Annotated in this window: 12 protein-coding genes and 4 pseudogenes; 11 read left to right on the forward strand and 5 right to left on the reverse strand. The window is 40.9% G+C overall.

Annotation, left to right across the window (positions count from 1 at the left end; translation table 11 throughout):
• Positions 1 to 143: 143 nt before the first annotated feature.
• Complete coding sequence (locus BLV33_RS22525) at positions 144 to 1,280, reverse strand: peptidylprolyl isomerase (protein WP_090797203.1); 1,137 nt, start codon at positions 1,278 to 1,280, stop codon at positions 144 to 146.
• A 236-nt stretch (positions 1,281 to 1,516) separates the two neighbouring features.
• Between BLV33_RS22525 and BLV33_RS22530 the strand changes: the two genes are divergently transcribed.
• Entirely contained in the window at positions 1,517 to 2,449 is a 933-nt protein-coding gene (locus tag BLV33_RS22530) for a hypothetical protein (RefSeq protein WP_090797206.1), read from the forward strand.
• Positions 2,450 to 2,614: 165 nt separating this feature from the next.
• Here BLV33_RS22530 and BLV33_RS22535 read toward each other — a convergent pair.
• A pseudogene (locus tag BLV33_RS22535) lies at positions 2,615 to 2,971 on the reverse strand (hypothetical protein); the annotation flags it as partial.
• A 64-nt stretch (positions 2,972 to 3,035) separates the two neighbouring features.
• Here BLV33_RS22535 and BLV33_RS22540 point away from each other — a divergent pair.
• Positions 3,036 to 3,215, forward strand: a pseudogene (locus BLV33_RS22540) (GyrI-like domain-containing protein); the annotation flags it as partial.
• A gap of 167 nt (positions 3,216 to 3,382) precedes the next feature.
• On the opposite strand, the gene BLV33_RS29495 reads toward BLV33_RS22540, so the two are convergent.
• Positions 3,383 to 3,538: a hypothetical protein gene (locus tag BLV33_RS29495; RefSeq protein WP_171909256.1), complete on the reverse strand. Its 156-nt coding sequence runs from the start codon at positions 3,536 to 3,538 to the stop codon at positions 3,383 to 3,385.
• 176 nt (positions 3,539 to 3,714) lie between these two features.
• Here BLV33_RS29495 and BLV33_RS30240 point away from each other — a divergent pair.
• Positions 3,715 to 3,828: pseudogene (locus BLV33_RS30240) on the forward strand (glyoxalase); the annotation flags it as partial.
• A 10-nt stretch (positions 3,829 to 3,838) separates the two neighbouring features.
• Here BLV33_RS30240 and BLV33_RS22550 read toward each other — a convergent pair.
• Complete coding sequence (locus tag BLV33_RS22550; protein WP_090797211.1) at positions 3,839 to 5,560, reverse strand: ABC transporter ATP-binding protein; 1,722 nt, start codon at positions 5,558 to 5,560, stop codon at positions 3,839 to 3,841.
• A gap of 163 nt (positions 5,561 to 5,723) precedes the next feature.
• Here BLV33_RS22550 and BLV33_RS22555 point away from each other — a divergent pair.
• The 6 genes and pseudogenes from BLV33_RS22555 to BLV33_RS22580 all read left to right on the forward strand — a co-directional run bounded on the left by BLV33_RS22555 (position 5,724) and on the right by BLV33_RS22580 (position 11,193).
• A pseudogene (locus BLV33_RS22555) lies at positions 5,724 to 6,278 on the forward strand (sigma-70 family RNA polymerase sigma factor).
• Positions 6,256 to 7,074, forward strand: coding sequence for a hypothetical protein (locus tag BLV33_RS22560; RefSeq protein ID WP_090797213.1), 819 nt, complete (start codon positions 6,256 to 6,258; stop codon positions 7,072 to 7,074). The pseudogene BLV33_RS22555 and the gene BLV33_RS22560 overlap by 23 nt, the downstream one beginning before the upstream one ends.
• A gap of 141 nt (positions 7,075 to 7,215) precedes the next feature.
• Positions 7,216 to 9,141: a PAS domain S-box protein gene (locus tag BLV33_RS22565; protein WP_090797216.1), complete on the forward strand. Its 1,926-nt coding sequence runs from the start codon at positions 7,216 to 7,218 to the stop codon at positions 9,139 to 9,141.
• Between the two features lie 64 nt (positions 9,142 to 9,205).
• Positions 9,206 to 9,661 carry a hypothetical protein gene (locus BLV33_RS22570; RefSeq protein WP_090797218.1) on the forward strand — a complete coding sequence of 152 codons (456 nt, stop codon included), beginning with the start codon at positions 9,206 to 9,208 and terminating at the stop codon, positions 9,659 to 9,661.
• 29 nt (positions 9,662 to 9,690) lie between these two features.
• A complete protein-coding gene (locus tag BLV33_RS22575) occupies positions 9,691 to 9,921 on the forward strand; it encodes a hypothetical protein (protein ID WP_090797221.1) in 231 nt (76 codons plus the stop codon).
• Between the two features lie 174 nt (positions 9,922 to 10,095).
• The gene (locus tag BLV33_RS22580; RefSeq protein ID WP_090797224.1) at positions 10,096 to 11,193 is read left to right on the forward strand and encodes a polysaccharide deacetylase family protein; all 1,098 of its coding nucleotides are present in this window, start codon (positions 10,096 to 10,098) and stop codon (positions 11,191 to 11,193) included.
• 49 nt (positions 11,194 to 11,242) lie between these two features.
• On the opposite strand, the gene BLV33_RS22585 is transcribed toward BLV33_RS22580, so the two are convergent.
• Positions 11,243 to 12,487: an MFS transporter gene (locus BLV33_RS22585; protein WP_090797226.1), complete on the reverse strand. Its 1,245-nt coding sequence runs from the start codon at positions 12,485 to 12,487 to the stop codon at positions 11,243 to 11,245.
• A gap of 193 nt (positions 12,488 to 12,680) precedes the next feature.
• On the opposite strand from BLV33_RS22585, the gene BLV33_RS22590 reads away from it, so the two are divergent.
• A complete protein-coding gene (locus BLV33_RS22590; protein ID WP_090797230.1) occupies positions 12,681 to 13,712 on the forward strand; it encodes a glycoside hydrolase family 130 protein in 1,032 nt (343 codons plus the stop codon).
• Positions 13,699 to 15,309, forward strand: a complete 1,611-nt coding sequence (locus BLV33_RS22595) for a gamma-glutamyltransferase family protein (protein ID WP_090797232.1) — start codon at positions 13,699 to 13,701, stop codon at positions 15,307 to 15,309. The genes BLV33_RS22590 and BLV33_RS22595 overlap by 14 nt, the downstream gene beginning before the upstream one ends.
• Positions 15,310 to 15,318: the final 9 nt, after the last annotated feature.

A 15,318-nucleotide genomic window follows, 5' to 3' on the forward strand; every position in this document is an offset into this window, starting at 1 on the left:
TTTTGTCGCAAAACAATGAAAATAGCCTGCTTGTATTTGTGAATTTTCGCGGTTTAATTTTCATGGAAGTTCAACAAAACGAGCCGACCACAGTTGCAGCCGGCTCATCTATGTTATTGCATTATTAATCCCCGATTGTTGAATTATGGCGCGGGAGTGCTTGTCGCAGGAGCGCTTGCCACAGGCGCCGTGGTGGTCGGAGCCGGTATCAGCAAATTAGAATAATGATCATCGGTTTTGGCTTTGGCAATCCAAGCCGGAGCCATTGTTTGAACTTGGCTGTCAATATAATTGGTTTTGACTTTGTCCTTAACCGAGTCGAAAGTTGGCACAACAGCTGGTTTTATATCCGTCACCAGGATGATATGGAAGCCATTCGGGGATTGCACAACCCCGCTCATTTCACCTTTCTTCAAAGCAAATGCCGCCGTCTCGAATTGTGGATTCATGACCCCTTTTCCGAAGTAACCGAGATCACCGCCCTTAGCTTTGGAACCTGGATCCGTTGATTTTTGACTGGCAAGTGTCGCAAAATCCGCACCTTTTTTCAGTTCTGCCAGCACTGCATCAGCCTCCGCTTGCGTAGCCAATAGGATGTGGGAAGCTTTGACCTGTTCCGGAGTTCCGTAACTGGCTTTGTTAGTTTCAAAATATTTCTGCAATACTGCGTCCGTCACCGGAATTTGCGGCTCGAGAATTTTCCGAAGCTCCAGGTTCGTTTTGATATTTTCTTTTAAGCTGTCAATCGTCATGTTGCTTTGAGCCAATGCTTGATTCAGTTGGTCATCGGTAGTAATGTTGTTTTTGATTTTAAGATTTTGCAATTCTGTATTAATGTCGGCATCGGTGACATTCACTTTTGCTTTAGTCGCTTCCAACGCGATTAGCTTGAGCGTCATATAATTGTCTAGAATTTGCCCCGGCTGTGTTCCTAATTTTTTCACCATTTCATCATATAAATTGGCTTTGGTAATTTTTTCTCCGTTTAAAGTGCCGACAGTTTCAGACATGCTATTGCTCTTTTGACCGGTGACGAGCACGATAACCAGAGCAACAATAGCAATCGCGGCTACCGCCTTCCATGGCCAGCTTTTATTCATGGTTCGCGCAGGCTGCACGGCTTCATCTTCAACAACAGCCGGTGCTACCGCTATCGATTCGCCGACTGCAGGATCAGCTGGTGTAGAATCGTCCACAACTGTAGTGGCTGTATTCTCTTCTATAGGCTTGTTCACTTTCAATCCTTCTTTATCTTGCGGATTCTTTTCGAAATCACTCATATGCTATAATCCTCCTAGTGTTTTGGCAACGCATTTCTCCACTATACCAATTAAACGGGAATTAAACCTTAATATAACCTAAAAAAATTTAATCATGCGAAATAAGCGAGCATGCGGTAACGGGCAGGATAATGTAACAGCAATAGCCAATGTGTATAGTATAGAGTAATCGGAACATCCCATAAACCGTGGAGCAATTTTGACTTTAAAACACTGGAAGAAAGGGGGTGCCGACAATGGAGTCAGATCAATCAAATAATCTTGAACGAATTATTAAAGAACTGGGTGTTGAACAGATCGTTGAATTATTGACTGATCAAATATCAGGTTCCGATTTATACACGCTCTTACTCCAGGTTTTTCGAGAAAAGACCAAGAGGTTAGTTCCCAGCGAATTACTTAAAAGATACCAGGAAAACCGTTTTGTGCATCCTGCTTCAGTTGATCCTATCCAATTAAAGCAATTGGAACTAGATATTTTGAAAATAGCAAGCAACCATTTCGCTACACCAGTTCAGTTATCTCCCGTGGCTCCTTTAGGATCTTGTTCTGTTGTAGCGACAGTCGATCAAAATAAAGTTCTTTCTGCAATCAGAGGAACTGAAGTAGTGTCAGACGCGACCAACCTTCTAGCTTTGCATATTAGCGATTTGTTAAAGTCACGCAAAAAGAGCAACAGGTTGAACTATATCCGCTTATGCACAACCCATAGACATGTTAGAACTCAATATTTCAGTAACGATCCTGGAATGCTTCCGCATTTTCATCTATTCTGTATGGTCACTTCTGGTACAGATACAGGTTCTTATCATTTTGAAAAGCAAACATTTTGGGAGCACATTAGAGTATACCAAGATATATTCCAATCATTGTTCCAATCAGATATTGAGGTTATCCTGAGCGGCCGTGGTGGTTATAAAGATTCCGAGGGGTTGCTGCGGAGAGTCGCACAGCATGGGGAACGGTTTTCGATTAATGTATCAATAAAGGAGCCTAATTTAGAAAATCAGTATTATAAAGGTTTACAATTTACTGTCATCACTAAAATAAACGGAGAAGAACATAATATTGGTGATGGTGGATTCGTCGATTGGTCTCAACAATTACTGGAAAGTAGGAAAGAACGGTTGATTATTAGTGCGATAGGCTTAGATAGGCTGCTTTCGTAGCTTATTGCAGTACAGGGGATCAATCATATTTACTCTTTGTCACTGGAACCCAAAGCTCAAATTTATTACTCTCATTCAGTTTTCGAAAGAAATGAGCATTTTCATCAAGTTCATACCCATACATAGGAAACCACTCTGTAAATAAATGATGCCATAAACCTCTCCTTAAAATTTTTGGAAAACAAAGATGATAGGATGCAAACCCTTAAGACTAAGAGGGTAAGTATCAATTAAAGCTAAATTCATAGATTCAGCTTCCTGTTTGATTTCATCCCAATTTTCCGATAGAACTACAGCTATACCTTGTTGGACAAGTACCCTAGTTATTTCGTATAGTATTTGGCGATTCATTTCATTAGTTTTTTCACCAAATGATATTTGTCTTCCAAAAGGAAGATTAGTTACAATTTTGTTAATGGAAGCATCAGAAAAATTCATTTGGCGAGCATCCCATCGTATTACCTCTGCGAAGCTGCCATTGAGATTTGCTTGAGCTATATGAATTGCGACGTTGTCTATATCACCACCACCGACACGTAAAGGGGTACGTTAATCGTTCTTCAAGGATTGTGCCTGATCCACAGCTGAAGCAATCGGTCCCTTTCCAGATACATTACAGAATGTATGGGGTCGCATTTATTCTGAATGGTTTCCATCCTCAATGTATGAACAAATAGAAGGTCCAGAAATACTGTGGAATAGGGATAGTGACATATCTTCACCAACTTTCAAAAGTGAAATTTGGATACCCATTACTAAAAGGTGAGTGTTTGAATTTTATATATAATTAAGCTTATGGGATAAGAAATCAATAATTGAACCATGAGTCTGCCGTTGAGATGAGTGGGACTTCTCAACTGAGTTAAAAAGGAACATGAAGCAAATATAACAAAGCCCCTGCCAGCGAGTGCCAGCAAGGGCGGGTGCAAGAAACTACTGTGTTAACCCATCATCGGTTGCCATCGGTTGAATTTCGTTCGTGCTGCCCTTTTTGTTTTCTTCATTTGTAGGATTTTGTTGCTCAAGTTGTTCAAGTTGTTTTTCTACATTTTGTTCATGTATCATACCGATCTGATTGTCTTTCTTCATCTTTGTTCATTACCTCCTTCGCCAGATAATTAACCATGATTATATTGTGGAAATTATTTAAAATTTATGCAAAGTACAATTACGCATAAAGCAGTAGTTAACAGCTCCAAGAGAGAAAGGGCATGGCATCGCAAGCCCAGTAACACATATATGAAACGCGACTTTAGTAACATTCATTTCGTTTAGAATATGGGCCGGCTGATGAGCCTTGGGGCGTTAGGAGATTCTATGTTCGCGATCCGTTTGATAAGCTTATCAACATTCTCTCTCATGTCATTCGGAATGACTAAACTAATCTATTTATTGCATGTTATAGAACATAGCATACTTCCCATTTTTTTCTAAAAGCATGGCATGAGTACCTTCTTCTGCAATCCCTTGTTCCGAAAGCACTATAATCCTTTCCGCATTTTTGATAGTGGACAGCCTGTGTGCTATTACAAAGGTAGTGCGGTTTTTAGCCAACTTTTCAAAACTTTCCTGCACCATCCTTTCGCTCTCATTGTCTAGGGCGGATGTGGCTTCATCAAATATAAGGATAGAAGGGTTTTTCAAAAATACACGTGCAATACTTATGCGTTGTTTCTGACCACCAGAAAGCTTTACACCGCGTTGCCCGATATAGGCATTGTAGCCGTCCGGCAGCCCCATTATAAATTCATGAGCATTTGCATTTTTAGCGGCGTTTATAATTTCCTCCTCTAAAGCCCCAGGTTTTCCATATAATATGTTCTCTTTAATTGTACCCGAAAACAAATACACATCTTGTTGTACGATCCCAATATTGTCACGCAATGACTTTAGCTTTATGGTTTTTATATCCATACCGTCAATTTTAATTGTACCATCGCTGGTTTCATAAAAACGCGGGATCAAACTGCAAAGCGTCGTTTTTCCAACTCCAGATGAACCAACAAGTGCTACATAATCACCGGGATTTGCCGTAATGTTTATATGGCTAAACACGTAATTAGACTCACTATTATACTGAAAGCCTACGTTTACAAATTCCACCTTGCCTTTTACATTGCTTAACACCGAAGCATCTTTTGCATCTGTAATGTCTGGCTGAGCTGCCAAAGTTTCCATAAATCGTTCAAATCCAGCCACTCCATTTTGAAGATTCTGGGTAAAGTTCACTATCCTTTTCACTGGGTCAATCAGAGTGTTTATGTATAATAAAAAGGTAATAAGCTCTGTTAAAAGCAACTGTTTATAACTTATAAGAATGGCGCCCACGATAATAACCAAAATATTAATAAATGAAATGAACCCGGTCAAGCCATTGAAGAACAAGGCCTCAACCCTATAATCGTTCTTCCTGCTCCCCAAAAAACGACTATTACTGCTTTTGAATTTATCCATTTCGATTTCTTCATTAGCAAATGATTGTACGACTCTAATCCCGGAAAGGCTGTCCTCGATTTGAGAGTTGATGTCAGCTATACGTTCCTTATTCTTTTTAAGAGCGTTTTTCAGCTTTATGCTATAGTGATATGCAAAAATAAGCATTAAAGGTAACATCAAAAAAATAGTTAAAGTGAGTTTCCAATTAATACTTACCAAAATAAAGAAAGACCCTATTATTCTCACCAAAGAAATAACCGTATCTTCCGGTCCATGGTGTGCAAGCTCCGATATATCGAATAAGTCTGTTGTTGTACGCGACATCAGCTGCCCTGTTGTAGTATTGTCGTGATACTGAAACGACAGCTTTTGAAAATGCTGAAACAAATCATTTCGCATGTCGGACTCCATTTTCGCCCCCATCACATGCCCAAAATAATCCGTATAGAAGTTGCTGATATACTCCACTACCATCAAAAACAAGAAGATCCCAACCATTTTTATAACTAAATCTGTATTGATTCCAGCATCACTTATTGCGTTTTTGATAATTTGATTGACAAGCATGGGATATGCAAGTACGGTCATCGAAGCCAGTGAGGCAAAGAACAAATCAGCAATCAGCGCCTTTTTATAAGGTTTGTAGTAAGTTAAAAACTTTTTAAACTTATCCAAGAAATCATGCCTCCCTCCAGTCGCTTTATATTCATGGTAGCTTCCCAATACCAAGCAGACCATCTAAAAATTCGTTATAATCAATTTTTATCATTTTTGAATCATGGCTAAGGAAACCTTAAGGCACTTTGGATTGTCTATTAAGCACGAGGGGAGGAAAGTCGTGGATGAGGAATATCTAAAAACCGTCTCGCTGATCGATTCACCCGAGATAGAGACGTTGGTTCGTAAATATTGGCATGATATTTGGCAATATGCATTTTTTTTGACACGTAAAGAGCACATGGCTGATGACATCGCCCAAGACACGTTTATCCGAGCATTTCGTTCGATCAATTCCTTCCGAGGGCAAAGCACGGTTAAAACCTGGTTGTTAAAAATCACCCGTAATATTGCTTACAATTACAAAAAGTCAGCTTTTCTTAAAAAAGTTTCTCTTATCGGGTTTCTACAGGAGACAAGTTCCATGCCCTCAGCTGAATCCGAATATTTCACAATGGCTTTTTCGGACGAATAATGGAATTCAGTGCTTAAACTGCCTCAAAGCAGCCGCGAGATATTAATTTTAAGCGCACAATACGGACTGCAGCAACCCGAACTGGCTGAATTACTTGGTATTCCCGAAGGGACGGTCAAATCACGACTGCACAGGGCGAGGAAGAGATTGATAAAAAGAATGAGGGAGGAGGAAGAACATGCTGAAAGAGACCCCAAATGACATACTGGATATTGATGAGAAATTAAAGAAAAGTCCGTTCAATGAGAAACGGATTCCTTCCAATGAACGCATTAGCATGATACAAAATAACGTTAAGCGGGCAAAAAGAAGAAGCAAAAAATCATTTTTGACTGCTGCGGGAGTAGGATTGGTTTGTTTTATTATACTTTTAACGTTATCTTATCTGAACGAAATGCCTGGCGGGTTTGCAGACCAGCGGATGTCGCAAGCTATTGGATTGGAAGGCTCGAATAAAATTCCACTCGGTCGGACACCAGAGGAAGCAATTCAAAAATTGCGGAATTATACATCTATGCAGATCATTCACAAAGAACCTGTGGATGGCGGTACTCTTCTTTTCATTAAACGAGCGTACCAGAAGGATGGTACCGACTTAGAGATTGATTATTTACGCAAAACGTGGCTTGGATGGAAATGGACCTGGGGAGGTATGTTTGGATTTGGCGGCAATATAGAGGGTGTTAGATCCGTACTGAGTTATATGTTCATGCCGAAGCTTTCGGGCATTAATACTCCCTTCCCTGTCATCTATGGAGATGTTCTAGATCCCACAGTAAACAGGATTATCATCATTGAAAACGGCGCTAATCCAATGATATACTCTGCCAATCTCGCCAAATCCCAAACAGGTCATACCATATGGTTCGCTTATTTGCCAACTTCCCTTACCGTTCCTTATGAGATCCGAGCTCTTAATGTAATCGGGGATATCGTTGTAAGTAAAACAATTACTGAGCCGAATGATAGCGGTCTGATTCAACTCCCAATCAAATGAAAATGAACTTTAAAAACTACTTTTAAGCTTGAATCATAGGATTAATGTATGGCAATAGAATAGGTGCTTAATTGATTCAAAGTATATCAGATTGGTTATATATATATGTTAAAGAGAAGATTGGGGGAGGTAATGGGGAGAATGCAGAATTTGAATGTAGATGACCACCCATCGTTATTTGAGCATGTATATATGAATGCTCCAATTGGAATAGCCATGCTATCGATGGAACGAAAGTTGATAAGTGTTAATCCTACGATGTGCAGGATATTTGGATATACAGAAGATGAAATGTTGACACATAACATTACTGACTTTATATACTCTGAAGATGTAAGCATTGACGAGCATTTATTAAAAGAATTGTTGGATGGTATTACTTCTTCTTTCGAAGTAGAAAAAAGATACCTTAATAAGAATAGAGATATTATTTGGGGATCATTACATGTTTCCCTAGTACGTGATGAAATGGACAGAAGACCTTTGTACTTCATTTCTCAAGTTATTGACATTACTAAGAGTAAATTTGATGAACAAAAGTTGCAGGAAAGTGTGGAGCGATATACCTCGTTAAAAAGATATAATCACGATGCCATAATCTCGTTTGGTTTGGACGGCCATATAATAAATGGCAATCCTATTGCGGAGCGCTTAACCGGATATACCATTAAAGAACTCATTGGATCGAAAATTTCCATATTAATCGGCATAACAAACCTTACTAAAGTACTTTCAGTTTCAGAAGATTACACGGCTATTGAACAAAATATAAATTATATCATATGCAAAGATGGTGACACAGTTGAAGTATTATCTACACTAGCGCCGATTATCATTCATGAAAAAATTGTAGGTTTTTACCTCATTGCGAAAGATATATCCGAACAAAAGAAGCTGATTATTGAGAAAGAAGCCGCGGAAAGGACGAATAAAGCAAAGAGTGAGTTTTTAGCCATGATGAGTCATGAAATCCGTACACCGATGAATGGGGTCATCGGAATGACAGACTTGCTCTTGGAAACGGATTTGGATTCTGAGCAAAATGAATATGTGCATATTATTAAAAATAGTGGTGCTACGCTTCTTACGATTATTAACGACATTCTGGATTTTTCCAAAATTGAATCAGGTAAGGCCGAGATATTTGAAGAACAAATTAACATAAGAGCTGTTCTATCAGAAACGCTAAATGTCATCATGCCAAAAGCACTTGAAAAAAATTTAGAAGTGACTACCACCGTATCTCCTAACGTTCCCAACATTGCTCTTGGAGATGTAACGAAGTTAAAACAAGTGATGCTGAATTTGCTTAGCAATGCCATTAAGTTTACTCCTCATGGAGCGATTTCGATCTTTGTGGAAAGTGTTTTCCAAGAAAAGGATGAGGTATGTCTTCAATTTACAGTAAAAGATACAGGTATAGGGGTGCCTAGAGGCAAAGTTGCCCACCTTTTTGAACCCTTTTATCAGGCGGAACATTTTATGACACGCATTGCCGAAGGAACAGGATTAGGATTAGCTATCTGTAAAAAGCTTGTTCAGCTTATGGGCGGTGAAATTTGGTATGAACCATTTACAGAACAATCGGGATCTATTTTTAATTTTACAGTTAATTTTAAGATCCTGAACTATTTAGAATCCATGACCTATGATATGTCAAATCTATTTGAGAACTCAGCCGAAAATTTTCTTAAAATTCTTATTGCGGAAGATAATGAAATTAATCAAATTCTAATAAGAAGAATGGTCGAGAAGCTTGGTTACAATTCAACCGTTGTCCGAGATGGAAAAGCAGCAGTAGAAGCTATTAAAAGATATGAATATGATCTTATCTTTATGGATATTCAAATGCCTTTGATGGATGGGATAGAAGCCACTAAAATGATCAAAACAACTGTACCCTTAAAGAAAAATCCTTATATTGTTGCGGTAACGGCACATGCTATAAAAGGTGATCGTGAAAAATATTTGGCCATGGGAATGGATGATTATATAAGCAAGCCGATAAGTTTGGTTGCTGTATCGGATATAATCGATAAAACCCTTAAACTTAAAACCACACCCTGACAGGTGTGTTTTTTTGATTGGAGGCAAGATATAATCGTTATACATATTATGGGAGGTGGTTGAGTTGAGAAATTTTATTGGATTTATGTTGTTAGTACTCATTCTTGCAGGTTGCTCAAATGAAGCAACTACAATTTCAAAGGGATGGAGCGTAACTCCTACTATTGACTTGAAAATTAATAATGAAAAGGGCGAAGAATTATCTGATAAATGGATTGGAGAAACGGGACGATTAGCGATTAGCAACAATCCATTTATTGAAGGAAAAGCACAAAAGTATATGTGGTTATTATGGGGAAATCAAAATGATCTTGTCGGGAAGAGCTTTAAAGTTATTGCAACAAGCGAAAAAGGTGAGGAAAAAACTGTTCTATCAGATAGGACACTAGGAGGATCGAATTGGGGAGCACAAGCATCTCTCCCCTCAATGATTACTTTACCGACGTTGGGCTTATGGAAACTTGACGCTTTTGTCGAAAACAAGCTACATGGAACTATAATTGTTAAAGTGGGACTATAGATTAGTAGCAGCTTACTGGAGGTGGTTCAATGAATAATAATCACGAAACCCAATCTGATAAAGAACCAATTGTAAACAATGGTCAAGTTGTAGTAAATGAATTGATGCAGGAAATTCAAATCATCGAGGCTGGCGGACCGCCAAGAAGAGTCGAATGGAATTCAATGCCAAAGCCTGTAAGGTATTTTGGATATTTTTATATTGGCTGCATAATTCTTATGGGCATTTTTGTTATAATCGCTGCTTGTAATAAGTCATAATAAACAGGAGAATCTCAATGAAAAACCGTAGTTATTCAAAAGACTAGTGGAGAATATAATGGAGCTCTCACGGATTTACAAATGCACGACCACAAGCATCGATTAGAGAAACCATTCAATAATGTGTATAATAAGGTGTCCAGCTTAAAATCGCGCAATGGAGATGAGAATTTGATGGGAATGGTCATCAGTCACGGAAATCCGAAACAGCCTCATTATGCATTTACTTTTGATGATGGTCCCACATTTTTGAAAATGGAAGATTGGCTGGAAGCGCTGGAGCAGCATCAGGCGGTGGGAACCTTCTTCTTTACAGGCGAATGGTTAGACCGTTTTCCTCAGCAAGAAAGAATTCTTTTATCCCGAGGTCATGAACTAGCTCCTCATACGTATCATCATCGGAGAATGGCCGAGGTTTCCAGGGAAGTTTTTTTTGAAGAATTAAAGCTCACTGAATTGGCCTATCAGGAGGCGACCGGACTGGCTTGTCCAACCTTTATGAGGTTCCCTTACCGTTCTTATAAGGAAGAAAACATAGCATGGCTGGCTGAATGGGGGTACATTGATATAGAGGGTGAGGATTCTGGGGATTGGGCAGGGACAAGCTCTGAAGAAATCGTCGAGAAACTCCTGCCCTCTCTCGCAAACGGAGTTATTTTGGTCCATCATTGTAACGATATTGCAAAGGGTACTCCTGATGCCGTTAGGAAATTGGCTCAAATAGCCAATAGCAGAGGATTAATACCTGTAACCATATCCCAACATTTGAAGTCTATGGATATTTCGCCGCGCTATCGCCGGTGGACAATTAGCATCGATATACCTGCTTTCAAACTGCCATTTTCAACCAAGGATTGGGTACCTGTCGTACAGGCTGAAGATCTGAAGCAGCTTGCTTTTGAATCGTTTAATTGGGGCATTCGGCACATTAACATGGGTTATGAGGGTGAAGATCAATGGCTGCAAATGTTATCTGAAACCTTGATTTCAGGAAGGCCTTCAGAATCCCAAGCGTTTTGTTACGCTCGTCGTTTTGCCGACCAATATTGGGCTTACGTTCTCGTAGAGGTACAAGAGGATACACTTGTCTTGAAGGATTTTGCAACGAAGGAATTCCATGCAGATGCGCTGGTATATGTAATCAATTGGTGTATTAAAATTGCATTGGAATTAGGCTGCAAACGCCTCTTGGCAAGTCGGGATATACGTCGCTTGAATACATTATGCGATCAACTGGGCTTGTCTTCTGAATTGCTGGCAGAATTGATTTGATCAATCCCAAAAACGTTAACGTCAATAAAACGTTAGCGTTTTTTTTCTATTAATCCGATAAATGGAGAGCTTTTTTATTTTCGATAGAAGCAGGAATACTTTTAAGTTTAAAAATAACTGCGATGCATAATAGAAGAAAACCGTTGATCAAAAAGACAATCGGAATGGATAGCAAATTGGCCAGAACGCCGCCAAGGATCGGGCCGATTAACAAACCCAACTGGTTAGCTGTTTGATTCAAGCTAAAGGCGCGCCCTCGAAACTCGGGCTCCGTCATTTGCACGATTAAAGCGTTGAGAGCCGGAAATACAGCGGCAAAAAACAGCCCGTAAACAAAGCGCAGCACACCAAATCCAATTAAATTATTGAACATGATTTGAAGTATATTTCCGATTCCCCCTCCCAGAAGGCCATAGAATAGAACTTTATTGTAGCCAATCCTCGCGCCTATTTTCCCCCAAAGTGGTGCCCCGAGCAAAGTAGCGATTCCTACTATTGAAAAGATGATTCCAGAATTCATCGATGCAGAGCTTTTGCTGGAACCCAATTTAAGTACGTAAACGGTCAACAGAGGCTCAACGATCATGATGGATAAGGACGTTGTGAACACTATCAGGAGAATAAACATCAGCCTGGGATTGGATAGAGCTTCTTTTAAATCTTTTGCAACACTTTGTCGCTTCTCTGCTTTTTTGCGAAAATTAGGCTCTTTCACCCATAAAAGCGCTATGAAAAAAGCGACAAAGACGAGAATGGCTGAAAGGAAGAAAGTGTTGCGGGTTCCTACCCATTGACTAATAAAACCTCCGACTAGTGGGCCTATGATTAAAGCTGTTGCGTTTGAAGTGGATATCAATCCAAGGGCGTAACCCACATCCTTTTCCGGAGTGTTGGTAGCCACAATAGAGATAGCGGAAGGAATATAGCCTGCAAGCAGTCCTTCTATGATGCGGACACCGGTGAGCTGAAATGGAGTTTGTACAAAAAAATAGGCCAGGTAAGCCAAGGTAAGACAAATTCCCGCGCGCAGCATCATGGGCTTGCGTCCATATTTGTCTGCGAGGGATCCCCAAAACGGTGCTATCAGGGAGCTGAAAAGGAAAGTAATCGCAAAAATAAAGCCCGTCCATGTTTCCAAATGGCTTTTGATCCCTAATTGATCTTGCAAAAAAATAGAGAGGAAAGGAATAGAGACGGAGTATGCCATGCTAACCAGAAAACACCCAAGCCATAGGACGATAAGATTTCGTTTCCAGGAAAAATTCAATAGGTGCACACTTCCAATCGAAAGCATTTTTTACTTATCATAACACCAAAAAGGGGTCCACAATGATAACTGAATATAATCGAGATGAACATTATTAGTTATCAGCAGGAAGCAAATACTGGGTTTTGTAGTATTTCGGATATTATCATATTTCCGTAGGATATCGACTCTTAACCTTAGCGTTTATAATTATTGCTAACTGAATCAAGGAGGAAGAGAAATGAAGATTTCAAGGCATCCAGAGAACCCCATTGTAGTGCCTGGAAAATATGATTGGCGAAAAGTAACCGTATTCAATCCCGCGGTTATTATAGAAAATGATAAATTTTATATGATTGAACGAACGGCTGAATCTTTAACTCCTTGTAAAAACTTCTTAGGGCTGCTGGAAAGCGATGATGGTGTTCACTTTCGCCATGTGGTTGAAGAACCTATCGTGACTCCGGATATGCTCGGGTTTCCTTACGGCAGCATTCAGGATCCGCGTATTGTAAAGATCGACGATACATTTTACTTGAATTATGCTTTGCGTCCATGTGCGATGAACTACTATCCGACCGGGGCCGGAGTACCGGACCGTTCCGTTCCGTCTTATCCTGACGGCTGGGGGGAGAAACCGGAGCATTGGCTCACTCGCTCTGGAATTTTAACCTCCAAAGACCTGATTCACTGGGATTATTTGTGCGATACGACTCAGCTTGATATTAACGATAGAGACAACATCTTGTTTCCTGAGAAAATAAACGGGAAATACGCACTTCTCCGCAGGCCGGAGGAATATGTCGGTGAAGCCTACGGCACGGAAAAAGCAGCGATGTGGATTACGTATTCTGAAGATTTGATCCATTGGGAACAACCGAAGCTGCTTGCCAAAGCTGAAAACGAGGATTGGGAATTCAAGAAAATTGGAGGCTCCACTCCGCCAGTCAGAACGGATAAAGGCTGGCTTACTTTATATCATGGTGTTGATAAGGATACGGTATATCGTGTTGGCGCTTTGCTGCTCGATCTTGAAAACCCTGAGAAAATTATTGCAAGAACCCGTAACTTTATCATGGAGCCGGAAGCCTATTACGAAAAATTCGGTTTTCAAATTCCGAATGTCATTTTTCCAACGGGAAATGTGGTGAAAGACGGACTGTTGTATATTTATTATGGTGTCACAGATACGGCTATAGCTCTAGCCACAGTGCCACTGGATGAATTGGTAACTTACATGCTTATGGAGAATACTAGCAATGTTAAATTATGATTCGTTATACAATCCTTACCCTGCCGGGCGGATGGTTACCTATGCAAGAAAAGGAATGGTTGCGACTACCCAGCCTCTTGCCGCGCAGGCGGGATTGGACATGATCAAAAGAGGCGGGAATGCGATTGATGCGGCCATCGCTGCAGCTGCTTGTTTGACTGTCGTTGAGCCGAATTCAAACAGTATTGGAGGAGATTCCTTTGCTCTTGTATGGGCAGAGGGAAAACTGCATGGTTTAAACTCCAGCGGGCCTTCCCCAGCTTCCATTTCACTTGATAAAGTCAAGGCTGCCGGGCATAGTGCAATGCCAGCCTACGGTTTGCTGCCGGTAACCGTTCCGGGAACGCCGGCAGCTTGGGCGGCTTTATCAGAGCGATTCGGCCGCCTTTCCTTAACGGAAGTTCTTCGACCGGCTATTGAATACGCTGACAATGGTTTTCCGGTATCGCCAACCATCAGCAAATACTGGGAGCATGGCTATAACAACATCGGTGCGTTAAAAAGTGAATTGTATGATCCATGGATGAAAACCTTTGCTCTACAAGGCCGCGCTCCCTTCGCAGGAGAAATTTGGCGATCTTCGGATCATGCCCGTACACTGCAATCCATTGCGGAAACCGGTGCTGAATCGTTTTATCGCGGGGAATTGGCGGAACGAATTGACGCGTTTTTCAAAAAACACGAAGGCTTCCTGACCAAAGAGGACTTGGCGGCATATAAGCCGGAGTGGGTAGACCCAATTCATGTAAATTACAGAGGATACGATGTTTGGGAAATACCACCGAACGGTCAGGGCTTGGTTGCTCTTATCGCGTTGAATATTCTAAAAGGAATGGATTTCGACGCCAAAGATACAGTGGCTACTTACCATAAACAGATTGAGGCCGTAAAGCTCGCCTATGTTGACGGATTAAAATATATTACAGATCCCAGAAAAATGAAGGTCTCTGTAGATGAATTGCTTTCGGAAGATTACGCCCGTGAAAGAAGGGGATTAATCGGCATGAAAGCATTGCTGCCTTTAGCAGGTGAACCGTTCAAAGGGGGCACTGTATATTTGGCAGCGGCTGACGGGGAAGGAAACATGGTATCGTTCATTCAAAGCCATTCCGGCGACTTTGGATCCGGTATCGTTATTCCCGATACAGGGATTTGCATGCAAAACAGGGGAGCAAGCTTCTCCCTGGACCCTGAGCATCATAACGTCCTCGAGCCACGTAAGAAAACATACCATACCATCATTCCGGGATTTATTACCAAGGATGGATTGCCTATTGGTCCCTTTGGCGTGATGTGCGGCTCTATTCAACCTCAAGCCCATGTGCAGGTTGTTATGAATGCAATCGATTTTCATCTGAACCCGCAAGCTACCCTTGACGCACCCAGATGGCGCTGGTTGAAAGAAAAAACGATAGAAGTGGAGCCTCAGTTTCCAGACCATATTGCGCAAGCTCTGGCGAGAAAGGGACATGTTGTGCAGCGGGCGCTGGATTCCGGCATGTTCGGTCGAGGGCAGATTATTTGGAGAGATGCCGCAAGCGGAGTATTGGCAGGCGGAACGGAATCCAGAGCGGATGGAGAAGTGGCGGCCTGGTGAGTAAGCATT

The sequence above is a fragment of the Paenibacillus sp. GP183 genome (genome assembly GCF_900104695.1).
GTDB lineage: Bacteria > Bacillota > Bacilli > Paenibacillales > NBRC-103111 > Paenibacillus_AI.